This is a genomic window from Phascolarctobacterium succinatutens YIT 12067 (assembly GCF_000188175.1).
In the GTDB taxonomy this organism is placed as follows: domain Bacteria; phylum Bacillota; class Negativicutes; order Acidaminococcales; family Acidaminococcaceae; genus Phascolarctobacterium_A; species Phascolarctobacterium_A succinatutens.
The window spans coordinates 47851-61472 of record NZ_GL830879.1 but is presented as its reverse complement, the minus strand read 5'-3'; the positions used below and the strand labels follow the sequence as shown (position 1 = coordinate 61472).

Here is a 13622-nt window from a genome sequence, read left to right as displayed (position 1 = left end):
GGCATTTATCTGCTGTGACTATCTGCCTGCATTGTGTTATAATAGCAATTAGAGAGAGGAAAGGGAGATACAATGTCAATACAAGCTTTTACTGCTAACAACAAAGGCAATTGGAAGGCTAATTTGCCGGTATTGTGGCTGGGAGTTTTTTTGTGCTGTGCCAGCTATACAATGTGCATTCCTTTTTTGCCTGTATATCTGCTGCGTGAGCTGCATGTTGCTCAGCCTGACGTTAACTTCTGGGCAGGCATTACCTTTGCTGTAACCTTTATGGGTTCGGCCGTGATGGCACCTTATTGGGGCGCTTTGGCTGACCATGTCGGGCAGAGAAAGATGGCGATTCGCGCCGGCTACGGCTTGGCGCTGACCTATTTTCTTACCGGCGTTTGCCAGGATGTCTATCAGCTATTAATAGTGCGTATTGTGTGTGGTGTTGTTGCCGGCTTTGTGCCTGCCTGCATGTCTATGGCATCTTCATCCTTGCCGGAGGAGCGCATGGGCTGGGGCATGGGACTGATGCAGACTGCGGTAGCCAGCGGCACCATCATGGGACCTTTGATGGGCGGTTATCTGAGCAGCTGGTTTGGCATGCGTGCTTCATTTTATGTAGGCAGCTTTGCCTTGTTTATTGCTACAAGTGCCGTAGTATTTATTGTTAAGGATATGTCCGTATTGAATAAGGGTGCGCGCGAAGCAAGCAGTCTGTTGGCAGATTTAAAGAACGCTTTGCATAACAAGGGCTTGTTATATATTATGGCTATGTTCTTTGTAGTGCAGACCTGTGTGATGCTGATTCAGCCGTTGATTACATTGTACGTAGGCGAGCTGATGCATGATATGGGTGATGCTGCTATCAAGATGTCAGGTGTGATTTTCTCGCTAGCCGGTATTACCGGTATTTTAGCGGCACCGTTTTGGGGAAAACGCGGACAGCGCTTCGGTTATGTGCGTGTTTTCTGCATTGTAACCTTTATTGCCGGTTTTATTAACCTTTTCCAAGTCTTTATCAACACTGTCTGGCAGTTTGCGGCTATTCAGTTTGTTTACGGCTTGTTCCTTGCAGGCGCTGTGCCGAATATTAATGCTAACCTGACGCGTGTTACTGCTGCCAATATGCGTGGTAAGGCCTTTGGCCTGGTTACGAGCGCGCAGCAGTTTGGCGGTGTTGTAGGACCGCTGCTTGGCGGTGCCTTGGGCAGCTTTATGAGCTCGCGTTATGTGCTTGTATTTGCCGGCTGCGTGCTTATGAGCGTAGCAGTTTACTCTTATTTCACGCATGTGCGTGGAGCGGAGCAGGAAGCTGCAAGCTAAAAGTTTATCCATATAAAATAAAAGACCGTTGCTGCAGGGAATTTGCGGCAACGGTTTTATTTTTGGAAAAATATAGAATGTTTTCTTCGGAACCGTCAAGCCTTCGGTTTAGCCGTCAGCCATTGGCGTTTTTGCTCACTTTGCGGGAAAAGCTGGTGATCAAACCACATATAGAAGAAGCGTTCTGCCGGTACAATGCTGTAGCCGTCCTGCAGATGGTCGGTGGTGTCATAGGGATCTGCCATAATAAGCACATCGTCACTTTGGTGTGCGGTGCCCATGCTGTCGTAACCGATGATGACGCGCCAATGCCCGCCCCAATCGACGTTTTCTACAATAATAGGGGTATTATTTTTCAGATTACTCTCGACAAATTTGAGGAAATCCTTATAGCTGTCGGGAGTTTTATCTTTAATGGAGGAATGAACCTCCCAACCGATTTTTTCAAAGTAGTTTACCATGCCCTTGGTATTAGTGCCTGCTGTTTTGCTGCTGCCCATGATTTTAGCAACGGCCAGCTCATCATCAAGCGTTTGGCCCTTGTAATATTTTACTACCATATTCGCTGCTGCCGGACCACAGGTATAATGAGTGATTTGCTGCGTAGTGGCAAATTTCGGCAAAATAGTAAGATGCTCGTCAGATTGCATATTATAAAAATCAGGATGTTTAAAATAGGGTGAATCCTTGATATCGTGTTTGCCTACGAATTGTGCGGCACCGGCTGCCGGTGTGCTTCCTGGTGTGCCTATAGGCATAGGGGATTGCTGCAAAAGATAATTAAGGCCGCCTAAAATGGCTAGCAGGCAAACAATGACCGTTAAAATGCGTTTTGTTTTCATACGTTGTCTCCTGAACTGATTGTAGCTTTGCGCCTTTGATGCTTATGGAATGCTGTGAGCAAAGCTTCTTTTTCGTTGGGAAGATTACCTGATTGTACGCGTTCCAGCAGGTAGAATAAAATATTTTTAATGTCAGCCCTGGGAATAAGCTCCAGCAGCTCGCGTCCGCTGACAGCAAGATCCTTGGTGCATACGGGCATGCGTGTGCGTACCAGCTCCACAACCTGACGGCCTAAAAGGCGACCTTCGGCCATTAGCTGCTCGTTTTCGCGGGCGTGGGTTGCTCCCATATCCGCAAGAAAAACCTCGACCAGCAGACTGTAGGCTTGTGTCAGCTCTGCCTGCGTACGGAAGCCGGAGTTGGCGGCTTCGCTGCGCACCCAGCGCAGCAGGGTGCGCTCACCGGTGAGCAGCATAGGCGCGAAGCGCATATGCTGCGCTACCAGCCAGGTTACCAGATGTACGAAGCTTTTGTTATAGCCTAGGCGCGTTAAAATCGCTTTAGCCATGATTGCACTTTCGGCTTCATGCCCCGGGTCGGAAGGCTGGCCTTCCTTATTCAGTTTGCGTACATTCGGCAAGCCCTTGCCCAGATCGTGCAGCACAAGTGCCCAGCGGATGGCTAAATCGTGCGGGCTGTTGTCAATCGCCAGCAGTGTGTGCTCCCAGGTGTCGTATAAATGAAAGCGTGGATTTTGGTGCAGACCTAAAAGATGCAGTGCTTCCGGCAGAATGGGAATAATAGTATCGCTGCCGTTTTCACGGGCATGACAGTTTGCACCTAAAAGGCCTGTTGCCATCATCAGCATCAGGCCTTTGCCTGCATATTCAGATGTAATGAGCTTTTCAAGCTCCTTGCGTACACGCTCCAACGAAAGGCCGGCGCAGCGTTCAACCGGAAAGCTGTAGCCATGCGGCAGGTAGTAGGGCGTGTTCGGAGCACCGCAGGCAGGTAGTGTTTCGCAGCCTGCCTGCTCGTACGTAAAGCCAAGCTGTGCCACAAAGCGGCAGGCACGCAGCATACGCAGCGCATCCTCATGAAAGCGTTGCTTAGCGTCACCTACAGTGCGTAAAATCTTCTGCTGTAAATCCTGCTGACCGCCAAAGTAGTCATACAATGTGCCGTTCAGTGATAGCGCCATAGCGTTGACAGTAAAATCACGGCGGCTCAAATCCTCGCGCAGACTGCTGCAAAACCAGGTTGCGGCAGGGCGATGCATATCTTCGTCGTTATAGCGTTCGCCGCGAAAGGTTGTTACTTCGGTAGCAACACCGTTGATAACGATGACTACGCAGCCGAAATTGTGACCTAATTGGTCAACAGTTTTCCAATCTTGTTGCTTGCAAACTGCCAAAACCTGCTCAGGCAGAGCATTGGTAGTGATATCGTAATCATCCGGTGACTTGCCCAAAAGCAGGTCGCGCACGGCACCGCCGACAAGATATGCTTCATAGCCGGCAGCGTTTAAAGCAGACAGTATTTTTTTTGTATAACTGGGAAAAAATAAATCAGGCATTTTAAAAATCTCCTGCCAGGCTTAGTATTCTATACCGTCATCCTTGAGCCGGTATTCTACATTAATACCAAAATACTCCCAAAGAATCTCCTTAAGCTCGGCACCGGTGTTAATTTTATAGCGGTACTTTACGCGACCGCCAAGGTAAAATTTTAAATAGTTGCTGCGGATGGTAATATTGCAGTCCTCGCGGAAAATAGACAGCTTCTTGCTTTTGATAAACGGTGAGTCGGGATGGGCATCGCACCAGAAGCTGGCGGTAATAAAATCCTTGTCTATCTGAGGCTCTTCTGTGAAGCCAAAGAGGCGCTTCCAGATTTTGCCGCGTTCCTTCTGCCAAAGCAGCCAACCCCAAAATTCACTGCGGGTAAACTTGTATTGGCTGATGCCGTCGCTCTGAATCAGACCTTCAACAATTTCCAGCGGTACACGCGGACTTTCGCTGTTCACGCCGACGTCGGTCAGATAACGCTTCTCGCCTAAAGCTACACACATTACGCGGTGGCGGCGCAGCTGATAGGTTTCCATTTTATCGATAAAGCGGGCGGAATAGCTGGTTACATCGAAGCCCAGGGACTCCAAAAGCCAGTTGTAAAGTCCGTTCAGCTCAAAGCAGATGCCGCCGCGGTTATGCATGATAACCTTATTGAACATATCCTGGCGTTTGAGCGAGGTAATTTTGCCGTTAAGAGAGTCAAAATTTTCATAGGGGATATATTTGAGGTGCGCGTCCTGCAATTTAGTCAGGGTTGCTAAATTAACAGCCGGCTCGAAATCGTTGAGCTGCAGCTTGCGCAGGTATTGTTGTATTTGCAGCTTCTTCATCGGCCGTCCGTTGATATCTGCATAATTTGGCAAAGCAATCATCTCCATAATGTAATTTTCACAGCGTTGTTATAGCTATGAAAATTGTCTAATCTTCTCTCAATTATTTATTGTAACATTTATTTTGCAGGAAATAAACTATTTTGCTTTAAAGAGTGGGAATAGCATAGTCTATATCTGCACAGAGGCGACAATAAAAAGACTATTCCTATATGGAATAATTTTAATGCCAAACAAGAATAAGATAAACAAAACTACCGTTTTACAAAGTAATTCCTAAGTGTTATTATATAAATGGCGATTCTGTTATATTTAATATTCCCTTTAGGTCAGTTTACAAGGAACTACACGCAGACCGTGAAACGGGCTGCTGACAACAAACGGCGGTATGCTCCCGGAGAGGGCAGCATACCGCCTGTTTTGTTGTCTAGGGTTTCCAAAGGGGTGCCCCCTTTGGCACACGACTTTGCTTGCAAAGTGTAGTGTGTTATACCTGCTGGCGTGGCTGACAGAGGAAACGGGGTGCGGTGCTTCTTGCACCCCGTTTGCTCCGGCAGGAAAACAGGCTGAATTTTTGCGAATGGGAATGAGCAAAAAATCGGCCTGTTTTCAGAGAACGGCGGCAGGTATATGAAAGCCCCCGTCCCTCGTCCTTCGCTCCGACTTGTGGACAAAGTGTCCCGAAGTGTGGCCACACTCCCGGAAAAGTAGCAGGACAGCAGGCAACCGTCAAGGCTGAAATGAACGGGTTTGCACCCGGCCTTGACCGCCGCCCGCCGTTCCGCTGAATGGGTGAACAAGGCGGCCAATCCCTCAAAGTGCTTGGCCGCTCTCTTTTTGATTTTGGAGCATTTCTTTTCCCAAAATTGAAATGGGCGGGGAAGCCATTTTAGGGCTTTCCCGCCTTGATTACCCTTTAGCAAAGACGGGCGGGGCTGTCAACGGCGGCGCATGAAATGCGCCGTTCATCTTGACCGTTGACTGGCTCGGCTGGCTTTGCTATTTTTATCGAATTGCATATTGGTAAATTGCGTTGATATGTACTTGGGTTGTATTCACGATTGGCACATTAACATCTTCGGGCTTTATGGCAAGTGGCAGCTCCGTACAGGCGAGAATGAGTGCATCTACATTTTCTTTTTCAATGTATTTATTTGCCAGTGCAATCATTTTCTCTTTATCACTAGGAATTACTATGCCATTCTCTAAATTGGGGTATATCAGTTTTCCTAATAGAGATATTATTTTTTCGCTATCGCCTTTACAAGTAACATCATCGGGCGGCGAAGTTCATCTTCCATACCCGGAATATCCATCATCTCTTTAGGCGGTTCTGCTTCCTCTACAACTTTAAGCTCAAACCCATTGTTCAGCAATCCCATTATAATCTGTGTAAGTGTGTGATGTTGTTTTACTACATCACATCCTAAAAAATGTGTATTTCGTTCTCCTGTTATAAAGTAATTATCAATCGCCCAATATTGCGGTTTCCCATCATCTGTATAAATCCAATCTTGCCCAACTCCTGCGGTAAAAACAGGGTGTTCGATATTAAAAAGAAAAATTCCACCTGGTTTTAATGTCCTATACACTTTTTGAAATATTTCCACTATGTCCTCTATATAGTGAAGAGCTAAATTAGATATAACACAATCCCATTCATTTTCTGGATAGTCGTATTCCTCTAATCCGCTAATACGATATTCAATTTGATTTCCTGAATTGCGCTTTTGGGCTTCCTCAATCATTTTCTTACTTAAATCGATCCCTAATATTTTTGTAGCTCCTTGTTCTTCTGCGAACTTGCAGTGCCAGCCATATCCGCACCCCAAGTCAAGAACAGATTTTCCTTCTAACGAAGGAAACAAAGGTTTTAATTGATGCCATTCACCAGCAGCTTTTAACCCCTCTTTACTGCGGGACATCTTTGCATATTCTTCAAAAAACTTCTCATTATCGTATTCATTATTCATAACCTTAACATCTCCTATTTTATCCTTCGGCACCGCCGCCTCCAGGCGGCTCCCCAACTTCATCTGCTCGATAAATGGGAATTGCACCAAAACAATCTAAGACAACAACGCTGCCCTACTTGCGATTTTTTCTTGTACTGCGGAAACAGTTTCTTGAATGGAATAAGTGGTCGTATCTATAACATTCGATTCATATATTCCCAGATTGCAAAATTGCTCCCACATGGTTTCTACCAATTCGATATTTGTCTTTCGGTCTAACTTTGAGCGTTCAACAGCTCGCTTCAAGGTTTCTTCCTTACTTGCCCTTAAAATAATATAATGCACCTCATAATGTTCCCGAACAAGACTTTGCCACGGCTTTAAAAACCACGGTCCGATAATACCGTCAACAATTACATCATATCCCCCACGAGCATATCGCTTCGCAGCTTCTAAAAACGCTTCAATGACAATCAAATTTTGCTCATTTGATTCTGGCAAATGCGGTGGTATTGCCCCTTTACTCAAATAATGATAAAAGTCATCTGTGTGCATATGCACAGACTTTTCCAAATCTGATTCTTTTGCAACAGCAGATGCCGTTGTAGTTTTTCCTGTCCCCGGCGCACCTGTGATTACAATAATTCTACCTTGATTCATCTATATTTTACCTCCACAACTTCCGATTTGTTGATAACTCATTATATCATAAATCTATTCACTGTATCATAAATCTATCCACTTTTCAATCTATATCACGCAATTAACTTGGAAAGGAACACCGCCGAGCAATGGGTTATCTCGGCGGTCACTCTTTTACTCGTTGTCCGCTCCATACGATACCGACGACGGAATTCCGTTATCATTTAGATTTTTCTCGATATCCTTCACCGGAAGTGAGGAAAAATACGCTTCTCTTCCCTCTTTTATTATAAGCTCGTGGCACGGCTTGTTTCCGGCGTTGTCGGGAATGCGCGCGTCCATTATGTTCACGGCTATCATCTCGGGAGTAATGGCGGCTCTCCCTCCGGCTTGACCTACGCACACCACCGCGTCGGGTCTGTATTGCTCCACCGCTTTTTTAAGAACCTCTCCTGCCTTTCCAAACACCGTCGGCACTTCGAGCTTTAAAATTTCCGCGCCTTGTATTTCGTTTTTCATCATTTTTACGGCTTCTCCCGCAGGATTGATTTTCTCTCCCCCGAACGGGTCAAAGCCTGTGAACAGTATTCTCATTTTATCATGCCTTTCTTTGTCTGTATTCTCTCAAAATCTCGCGGCACCTGTTTTGAAGCCACTCTGTTGTCTCAGTATCGTTTTCGACAGCGTTTTCGTATATTTCCGTCAGCCCTATCCGCAGCTCATAGCATAAAATTCGCTCGGTATATCTCGGCAGGTGAGAGTATTTTCTCTCCCAATACGCCGCAGTTTTTTCCATGCACATGAGCCATGTCCGCCAAAAATACGCGGTCGCGATGTCGTAAAGAAAGTCCCCGTAAGCCGCGCAGTCCCAGTCTATAACGCCACTTATCCTCGATTTTTTGCCTACGATAACATTATTCGAGCCGAAATCCCCGTGGAACAGCGCTCTTTCTTCCGGGCAATAAGATATAAGCTCACGATATGCCGCGAGAAGCTCGTCGATGAGTGAGAGGTTAACATAGCTCCTGCTTACCGCCGTCCAGTCTCTCTCGAATACCTCCGCAAGATATTCTCTCCAGCTGTAAAACGGAGCGTTTCCCGTATCGCTGTCAAACACGCCGCAGCCGGAAGTGCCTGATATATCGGTTCGCGATATTGCTTCGGTTACATCCGTAATATCGCCGAGCAGTCGCACAACCGTTTCTTCATCGGAGTCCTCATATGTAATCCCGTCCGCTTTTACGCTGATGCAGAAGTAGTGCGTGCCGTCAAAGTTGCCTGTTTCAACAACCTCTGGAATAGGAACTCTATCCGAGCGGAAGTGCTCATAGGCGTATTTGTCTTTTTTGAAGCCTTCCATATTTGAATTTATGCGCACGACATATTCTCTGCCGCCACGCGAAAACCAATACGCCTGTGACTCCTGCCCTTCTTTTATCGGAAAAAGCCTTATATCCTCACCGTACTTTCGGCTTAAAAACTCTGTGATGCTTTCTTTTGAATAATCGCTTTTCATGTTCCGCTCTCCCTTTTAGCTCTGTCTGAGGATAATATACCACAAAAAAGCAAAAAAATCTAAGACAACAACGCTGCCCTACTTGCGATTTTTTCTTGTACTGCGGAAACAGTTTCTTGAATGGAATAAGTGGTCGTATCTATAACATTCGATTCATATATTCCCAGATTGCAAAATTGCTCCCACATGGTTTCTACTAATTCAACATTTGTTTTTCTGTCTAATTTTGAGCGCTCCACAGCTCGCTTCATAGTTTCTTCTTTACTGGCCCTTAAAACAATATAGTGTACTTCATAATCTTCTCGAACAAGGGCTCTCCATGGTTCTAAAAACCACGGCCCTACAATTCCATCTACAATTACATCATATCCACCGCGGGCATAGCGCTTTGCAGCTTCTAAAAAGGCTTCAATAACAACTAAATTTTGTTCGTTGGACTCTGGTAAATGCGGCGGTATTGCTCCTTTGCTTAAATAATGGAAAAAGTCGTCTGTGTGCATATGCACAGATTTATCCATGTTCGATTCTTTTGCGACAATCGACGCAATTGTTGTCTTTCCTGTTCCCGGCGAACCTGTAATCACAATAATTCTTCCTTGGTTCATTTTCACTCCTCCTATTTCGATTTGCTGTTCTCTATTTCTTTTTCCGTCCCCGCTGTGGGTTTGGATTTTTCGGCAAGTCCAACTTCTCCGCAATCTATTTTAGCCGCTTCTTTTCTTCTTCAAACAGTTTATTATACCCCAAAACCATAAATCAGCAAACGCAAAAACCGTTACCAAAGAAAATGCCGCCTGCCTTTTTTGCTAAACCTAAAGAGGCTAAGTTAGAAGTGGACGCACTATACAAAGGAATACTACCATTTCGTCTAACTGCTTCTGCCCATTCTGCAAGTGTGTGGAATGCATACCCTTTTCTTCTGTAAAGTTCAGCCGTTTCAATTCCCGCTTCCTCTGCCTCAAGAATAATCCGAACACTACGACAAATAGATACGACTTGAGAATCTTCCAAATAAGCAGCGCAAAAGGGAACATCCAGCAACTCTTCAGGTAGCCAGGGAAAATAGTGGCTCATCTGAGGCTCAATGTTGTCTTTAGTGAGTAAGCAGGCTTTTAACTTTGGCTGTTCAGGAAGCCAAAAACAAGCATCTTCTGAAATCTTACTTTCTCCTAATAGTTGCCGATATTCTTTATCATAAATAGGTGATTCATTCGGCAGCATCAGTACTGGCTCTCTGTTGGTAATTGATTGTAGTTTTTCTCTTAATTCTTTCGGTACGTCAGCGCGAAAATAAGCATGTGGTTTTTCGTAAAGTGGTCTTGTCAAATAGAAGCGGGGAGCCGGCTGTGAAGTGGAGTCCCATGGTTCCCTTATAGTCATAAGTTCGTTCTTTTCATTCATTGTAAACAGTGCTTCTACATGAAGCTGCATATAGTACGAGTTGCTTTTTCCCATTTTCTAATATTCTCCTACATTTATTTCTCTGCCTGTTCAATCATTTTCTTTACTAACCGCTGAAACAGGTCGGCGGTTTCCTCGTCCATCGGTGCAAGCTGTCCGATCTGTCCAGCTATCATCGCCGTTACATCGTCAATGGAAAGCGGTTTTTGTTTCTGTTCCGCCAGTGCGTCCCGCATGGCTTGGAACATAGCGGCGGTCACAGCTTCTCCCAGCTGTTCCCCGTTGTCTATGTCTTTCTTAATGTCCCGCAGGATAGCCAGGAACACATTTTTGATTTTTTCAATCTCCGCTTCATGTTCCCCCATCTTTTGGGCGTTCAAAAGCTGTAAATCCTGCTTCGCTTCTGCCCGGTGTTCCGGGTGTTCTTTCATCAGGTCGGACAGGGAAGCCGTTGCTATCTCGATAAGCTGGTTTCGTGCCATTATCCCCTTTGCCGCCGCGTCCTGAAAATAAATCCGTATCAAATCTATCAGCTTAGGAAAATTCCTGTGTTCCAACAGGCGGTTGAGGATTTGCACATCAACAGCGCCCGTCACAAGCCCCCTTACGGCTCCCTCTGACAAGCCTAATTCAGAAATATCGTAGCTTTTACGGACGCTCACGGTGGACAAGCCCAGTATGTAGTCTGTCGATACCTTAAATTCCTTTGCCACACCTATGAGAATATCACTGCTGACCGTTCTCGTTTCGCCGCTGACAATGCGGCTCAACTGGGAAGCGGAAACGCCTATCTTCTCCGCAAGTTCCTTTTGTGTGATGTGGTTCCCGTTGCATAAATCGGAAATCCGCTGTCCGGGTGTTCCGGGTAAAGCCATAAATACGCACCTCCTCCGCATACTTCCATTATACAGAATGATTGTAAAAATGCAATTTCCAAAGTGTAAACTTCATCAAAATGCAATTCTCGCAATATTCCGGGAATTGCATTTTTTTCGTGTAGACTTAGGGTAGTTCATCGATGGACAGCACCTTGAAAACCGAATGACCGTCCGAAAAGGAATACCCCGGCTGGGGAAGCACCGCAAGGAGCCGGACTTCGGGACAAAATGTCCCGAAGCTGCGGGGAGCGTGCCAACGCCGGAACACGCCGCAGGAATGGGGCAGGAAGCCTTTTCGGGGAGAACGGCAAAGCGAAAAATGGAGGGAACGCATGAGAGATAACCCCTATAAAGACTTGCCGCCGCTGGAACGCAGGCCGGACGGTTCCCTTTACCGCATGACACCGGCGCAGAGGAAACAGGCGGCCAGCCTGATACGCCGGGAGTGCTGTTGCTGTGAGAACGGCAACTGCATTGTCCTTGACGATGGGGACACCTGCACCTGCCCGCAGACGATTTCTTTCTCGGTCTGCTGCAAGTGGTTCCGCTGGGCGGTCTTACCGCTGGACGGAACGCTGGAAGCGGGGATTTTCCGGGATAAGGACTTGAAACGCTGTGCGGTCTGCGGCGGCGTGTTCGTCCCACGCTCCAACCGGGGGAAATACTGCCCGGACTGCGCCGCCAGAGTTCACAGGCGGCAGAAAACAGAAAGTGAACGGAAAAGGAGGTCTGCTGTGGACAGTTAGGAGCGGAAAAAGCCTTGATTTATCAGGCTTTACAAGCCCCAAACCGAGGCGGGTGGTATAAAGTATCGCCCGCCCCGGAAAACGGGCTTCTAACCGTCCACAAAACACGATATGACAAACACGATTTACATTCACCAGCCGGAACAGGCGTTCAGCTTCACCCGGCTCCCGAATTTTCTCTTTGAAGCCCCCACATTCAAGCCCCTGTCCAACGAGGCAAAGGTTCTGTACGCCTTTATCCTGCGTCGGACAGAGTTATCCCGCAAGAATGGGTGGGCGGACGACTGCGGACGGATTTTCCTGTATTGCCCTATCTGTGAAGTAGTTGACCTGCTTCACTGTGGGCGGCAGAAAGCGGTGAACACCCTGCGGGAACTGCAATACGCCGGACTGGTGGAGATCCAGAAGCAGGGCTGTGGAAAACCCAACCGCATTTTCCCAAAATCCTATGAAGCAGTTCCAAACACCGACTTCAAGAAATCCCGTTCTGGTACGCCGGAGGACTGAAAACCGTACCCATGAAGTACGGAAATCATTCCTGAGAAGTACGAAAATCGGACGGTATATAGAAATACAAAGATAAAAAGATTGATTTATATTCTATCCATTCCAATCCTATCCGAGCTATTTTCTGCGGGATTTTCCCTGTGGAAAACCCCGGATGGGAAAGGAATGGGGAAAGGAGCAGAATGGCACAACACGCAATTTTGCGGTTTGAGAAGCACAAGGGCAACCCGGCAAGGCCGCTGGAAGCCCATCACGAAAGGCAGAAAGAACAGTATGCCAGCAACCCCGACATTGACACCGCTAAGAGCAAGTACAACTTCCATATCGTCAAGCCGGAGGGACGCTATTACCACTTCATTCAGCGCCGCATTGAACAGGCGGGGTGCCGCACCCGCAAGGACAGCACCCGGTTTGTCGATACGCTGATAACCGCCAGCCCGGAGTTTTTCAAGGGGAAATCCCCAAAGGAGATACAGGCGTTTTTCCAGCGGGCGGCCGACTTCCTCATTGACCGGGTAGGCCGGGAAAATATTGTGTCGGCGGTGGTACACATGGACGAGAAAACGCCCCACCTGCATTTGACCTTTGTTCCGCTGACAAAGGACAACCGCCTGTGCGCAAAGGAGATTATCGGCAACCGGGCAAACCTGACGAAGTGGCAGGATGATTTTCACGCCTACATGGTGGAGAAATATCCCGACTTGGAGCGTGGGGAAAGCGCCAGCAAGACAGGCCGGAAGCATATCCCCACCCGGCTTTTCAAACAGGCGGTTTCCCTCTCCCGGCAGGCAAGAGCCATTGAAGCCACACTGGACGGCATTAACCCGCTGAACGCCGGAAAGAAAAAAGAGGAAGCCCTCTCCATGCTGAAAAAGTGGTTCCCGCAGATGGAGAATTTCTCCGGGCAGTTGAAAAAGTACAAGGTCACAATCAATGACCTGCTGGCAGAAAATGAGAAGCTGGAAGCACGAGCCAGAGCCAGCGAGAGCGGCAAAATCAAAGACCGCATGGAACAGGCGAAGCTGGAAAGCGAACTGCACGATATGCAAAGGCTGGTTGACCGTATCCCGCCGGATATACTGGTGGAACTGAAACGGCAGCGGCAGCATGGAAAGGAAAGGTGATTTTATAAGTACCAATATCAGATACAAAAAGGAAACAGAAGTCGTGACTTTTCAGGGAAAGGAAATCACGCTGGAAAACCTCTCCCCGGTGTTCACGCCGGAGCAGGAAGCGGCCAAACGCCGGGAACTGGAGCAGCAGCTTTATGAGGTGTTCCGCAAATACGCCGATAAGCGGCAGAAAGAGGAAGCCGGGGCATAAGGTTTCCCGAAGCCATCGTTGATTTGCGGGGCTGCTGGCGGTATAATAAAACTGTCAGCAGCTCCGTTTCTTTTTTAAGAAAATGAGCGACAAAATGAATAACAGGATAGACGCGATCTATGCAAGGCAATCGGTAGACAAAAAGGACAGCATTTCCAT

The 13622-nt window shown here is 47.2% G+C and carries 16 protein-coding genes; 5 read left to right on the top strand and 11 right to left on the bottom strand.

Going from position 1 to position 13622, the window contains the following annotated elements:
* Positions 1–72: 72 nt before the first annotated feature.
* Positions 73–1311 (top strand): MFS transporter, encoded by a 1239-nt coding sequence (locus HMPREF9443_RS04630; RefSeq protein ID WP_009145358.1) that lies wholly within the window; start codon positions 73–75, stop codon positions 1309–1311.
* Between the two features lie 95 nt (positions 1312–1406).
* Here HMPREF9443_RS04630 and HMPREF9443_RS04625 read toward each other — a convergent pair whose 3' ends face one another.
* The 11 genes from HMPREF9443_RS04625 to HMPREF9443_RS04575 all read right to left on the bottom strand — a co-directional run bounded on the left by HMPREF9443_RS04625 (position 1407) and on the right by HMPREF9443_RS04575 (position 10884).
* Positions 1407–2153, bottom strand: coding sequence for a C39 family peptidase (locus HMPREF9443_RS04625; protein ID WP_009145357.1), 747 nt, complete (start codon positions 2151–2153; stop codon positions 1407–1409).
* Positions 2150–3670, bottom strand: coding sequence for a CCA tRNA nucleotidyltransferase (locus tag HMPREF9443_RS04620; RefSeq protein WP_009145356.1), 1521 nt, complete (start codon positions 3668–3670; stop codon positions 2150–2152). The genes HMPREF9443_RS04625 and HMPREF9443_RS04620 overlap by 4 nt, the downstream gene beginning before the upstream one ends.
* Positions 3671–3691: 21 nt before the next feature.
* On the bottom strand, positions 3692–4543 hold the full coding sequence (locus HMPREF9443_RS04615) for an arylamine N-acetyltransferase family protein (protein ID WP_009145355.1): 852 nt from the start codon (positions 4541–4543) through the stop codon (positions 3692–3694).
* Positions 4544–5500: 957 nt separating this feature from the next.
* On the bottom strand, positions 5501–5692 hold the full coding sequence (locus HMPREF9443_RS04610; protein ID WP_370751961.1) for an aspartate/glutamate racemase family protein: 192 nt from the start codon (positions 5690–5692) through the stop codon (positions 5501–5503).
* A 44-nt stretch (positions 5693–5736) separates the two neighbouring features.
* Positions 5737–6468 (bottom strand): class I SAM-dependent methyltransferase, encoded by a 732-nt coding sequence (locus tag HMPREF9443_RS04605; protein WP_022582627.1) that lies wholly within the window; start codon positions 6466–6468, stop codon positions 5737–5739.
* Between the two features lie 96 nt (positions 6469–6564).
* Positions 6565–7110 carry an AAA family ATPase gene (locus tag HMPREF9443_RS04600; RefSeq protein ID WP_002584326.1) on the bottom strand — a complete coding sequence of 182 codons (546 nt, stop codon included), beginning with the start codon at positions 7108–7110 and terminating at the stop codon, positions 6565–6567.
* A gap of 156 nt (positions 7111–7266) precedes the next feature.
* Positions 7267–7686 (bottom strand): pyroglutamyl-peptidase I, encoded by a 420-nt coding sequence (locus HMPREF9443_RS04595; RefSeq protein WP_002788929.1) that lies wholly within the window; start codon positions 7684–7686, stop codon positions 7267–7269.
* A gap of 4 nt (positions 7687–7690) precedes the next feature.
* Positions 7691–8608, bottom strand: a complete 918-nt coding sequence (locus tag HMPREF9443_RS04590) for an aminoglycoside phosphotransferase family protein (RefSeq protein WP_002779679.1) — start codon at positions 8606–8608, stop codon at positions 7691–7693.
* A 59-nt stretch (positions 8609–8667) separates the two neighbouring features.
* A complete protein-coding gene (locus HMPREF9443_RS04585) occupies positions 8668–9213 on the bottom strand; it encodes an AAA family ATPase (protein ID WP_009145352.1) in 546 nt (181 codons plus the stop codon).
* Positions 9214–9364: 151 nt separating this feature from the next.
* On the bottom strand, positions 9365–10063 hold the full coding sequence (locus HMPREF9443_RS04580; protein ID WP_004292762.1) for a GNAT family N-acetyltransferase: 699 nt from the start codon (positions 10061–10063) through the stop codon (positions 9365–9367).
* Positions 10064–10083: 20 nt separating this feature from the next.
* The gene (locus HMPREF9443_RS04575) at positions 10084–10884 is read right to left on the bottom strand and encodes a helix-turn-helix domain-containing protein (protein WP_009145351.1); all 801 of its coding nucleotides are present in this window, start codon (positions 10882–10884) and stop codon (positions 10084–10086) included.
* A gap of 335 nt (positions 10885–11219) precedes the next feature.
* Between HMPREF9443_RS04575 and HMPREF9443_RS04570 the strand changes: the two genes are divergently transcribed.
* The 4 genes from HMPREF9443_RS04570 to HMPREF9443_RS04555 all read left to right on the top strand — a co-directional run bounded on the left by HMPREF9443_RS04570 (position 11220) and on the right by HMPREF9443_RS04555 (position 13463).
* A complete protein-coding gene (locus tag HMPREF9443_RS04570; RefSeq protein WP_040565046.1) occupies positions 11220–11633 on the top strand; it encodes a cysteine-rich VLP protein in 414 nt (137 codons plus the stop codon).
* 111 nt (positions 11634–11744) lie between these two features.
* Positions 11745–12140 carry a replication initiator protein A gene (locus HMPREF9443_RS04565; protein WP_009145349.1) on the top strand — a complete coding sequence of 132 codons (396 nt, stop codon included), beginning with the start codon at positions 11745–11747 and terminating at the stop codon, positions 12138–12140.
* A gap of 182 nt (positions 12141–12322) precedes the next feature.
* Complete coding sequence (gene mobV, locus HMPREF9443_RS04560; RefSeq protein ID WP_009145348.1) at positions 12323–13264, top strand: MobV family relaxase; 942 nt, start codon at positions 12323–12325, stop codon at positions 13262–13264.
* Positions 13248–13463: a hypothetical protein gene (locus HMPREF9443_RS04555; protein WP_009145347.1), complete on the top strand. Its 216-nt coding sequence runs from the start codon at positions 13248–13250 to the stop codon at positions 13461–13463. Before mobV ends, HMPREF9443_RS04555 begins: the two co-directional genes overlap by 17 nt.
* The last annotated feature ends 159 nt before the right edge of the window (positions 13464–13622 follow it).

Bases quoted from the DNA above. Each gene is read 5' to 3' on its own strand.
- HMPREF9443_RS04630 (WP_009145358.1), top strand. From the start codon at position 73: ATGTCAATACAAGCTTTTACTGCTAACAACAAAGGCAATTGGAAGGCT.
- HMPREF9443_RS04625 (WP_009145357.1), bottom strand. From the start codon at position 2,153: ATGAAAACAAAACGCATTTTAACGGTCATTGTTTGCCTGCTAGCCATT.
- HMPREF9443_RS04620 (WP_009145356.1), bottom strand. From the start codon at position 3,670: ATGCCTGATTTATTTTTTCCCAGTTATACAAAAAAAATACTGTCTGCT.
- HMPREF9443_RS04615 (WP_009145355.1), bottom strand. From the start codon at position 4,543: ATGGAGATGATTGCTTTGCCAAATTATGCAGATATCAACGGACGGCCG.
- HMPREF9443_RS04605 (WP_022582627.1), bottom strand. From the start codon at position 6,468: ATGAATAATGAATACGATAATGAGAAGTTTTTTGAAGAATATGCAAAG.
- HMPREF9443_RS04600 (WP_002584326.1), bottom strand. From the start codon at position 7,110: ATGAATCAAGGTAGAATTATTGTAATCACAGGTGCGCCGGGGACAGGA.
- HMPREF9443_RS04595 (WP_002788929.1), bottom strand. From the start codon at position 7,686: ATGAGAATACTGTTCACAGGCTTTGACCCGTTCGGGGGAGAGAAAATC.
- HMPREF9443_RS04590 (WP_002779679.1), bottom strand. From the start codon at position 8,608: ATGAAAAGCGATTATTCAAAAGAAAGCATCACAGAGTTTTTAAGCCGA.
- HMPREF9443_RS04585 (WP_009145352.1), bottom strand. From the start codon at position 9,213: ATGAACCAAGGAAGAATTATTGTGATTACAGGTTCGCCGGGAACAGGA.
- HMPREF9443_RS04580 (WP_004292762.1), bottom strand. From the start codon at position 10,063: ATGGGAAAAAGCAACTCGTACTATATGCAGCTTCATGTAGAAGCACTG.
- HMPREF9443_RS04575 (WP_009145351.1), bottom strand. From the start codon at position 10,884: ATGGCTTTACCCGGAACACCCGGACAGCGGATTTCCGATTTATGCAAC.
- HMPREF9443_RS04570 (WP_040565046.1), top strand. From the start codon at position 11,220: ATGAGAGATAACCCCTATAAAGACTTGCCGCCGCTGGAACGCAGGCCG.
- HMPREF9443_RS04565 (WP_009145349.1), top strand. From the start codon at position 11,745: ATGACAAACACGATTTACATTCACCAGCCGGAACAGGCGTTCAGCTTC.
- mobV (WP_009145348.1), top strand. From the start codon at position 12,323: ATGGCACAACACGCAATTTTGCGGTTTGAGAAGCACAAGGGCAACCCG.
- HMPREF9443_RS04555 (WP_009145347.1), top strand. From the start codon at position 13,248: ATGGAAAGGAAAGGTGATTTTATAAGTACCAATATCAGATACAAAAAG.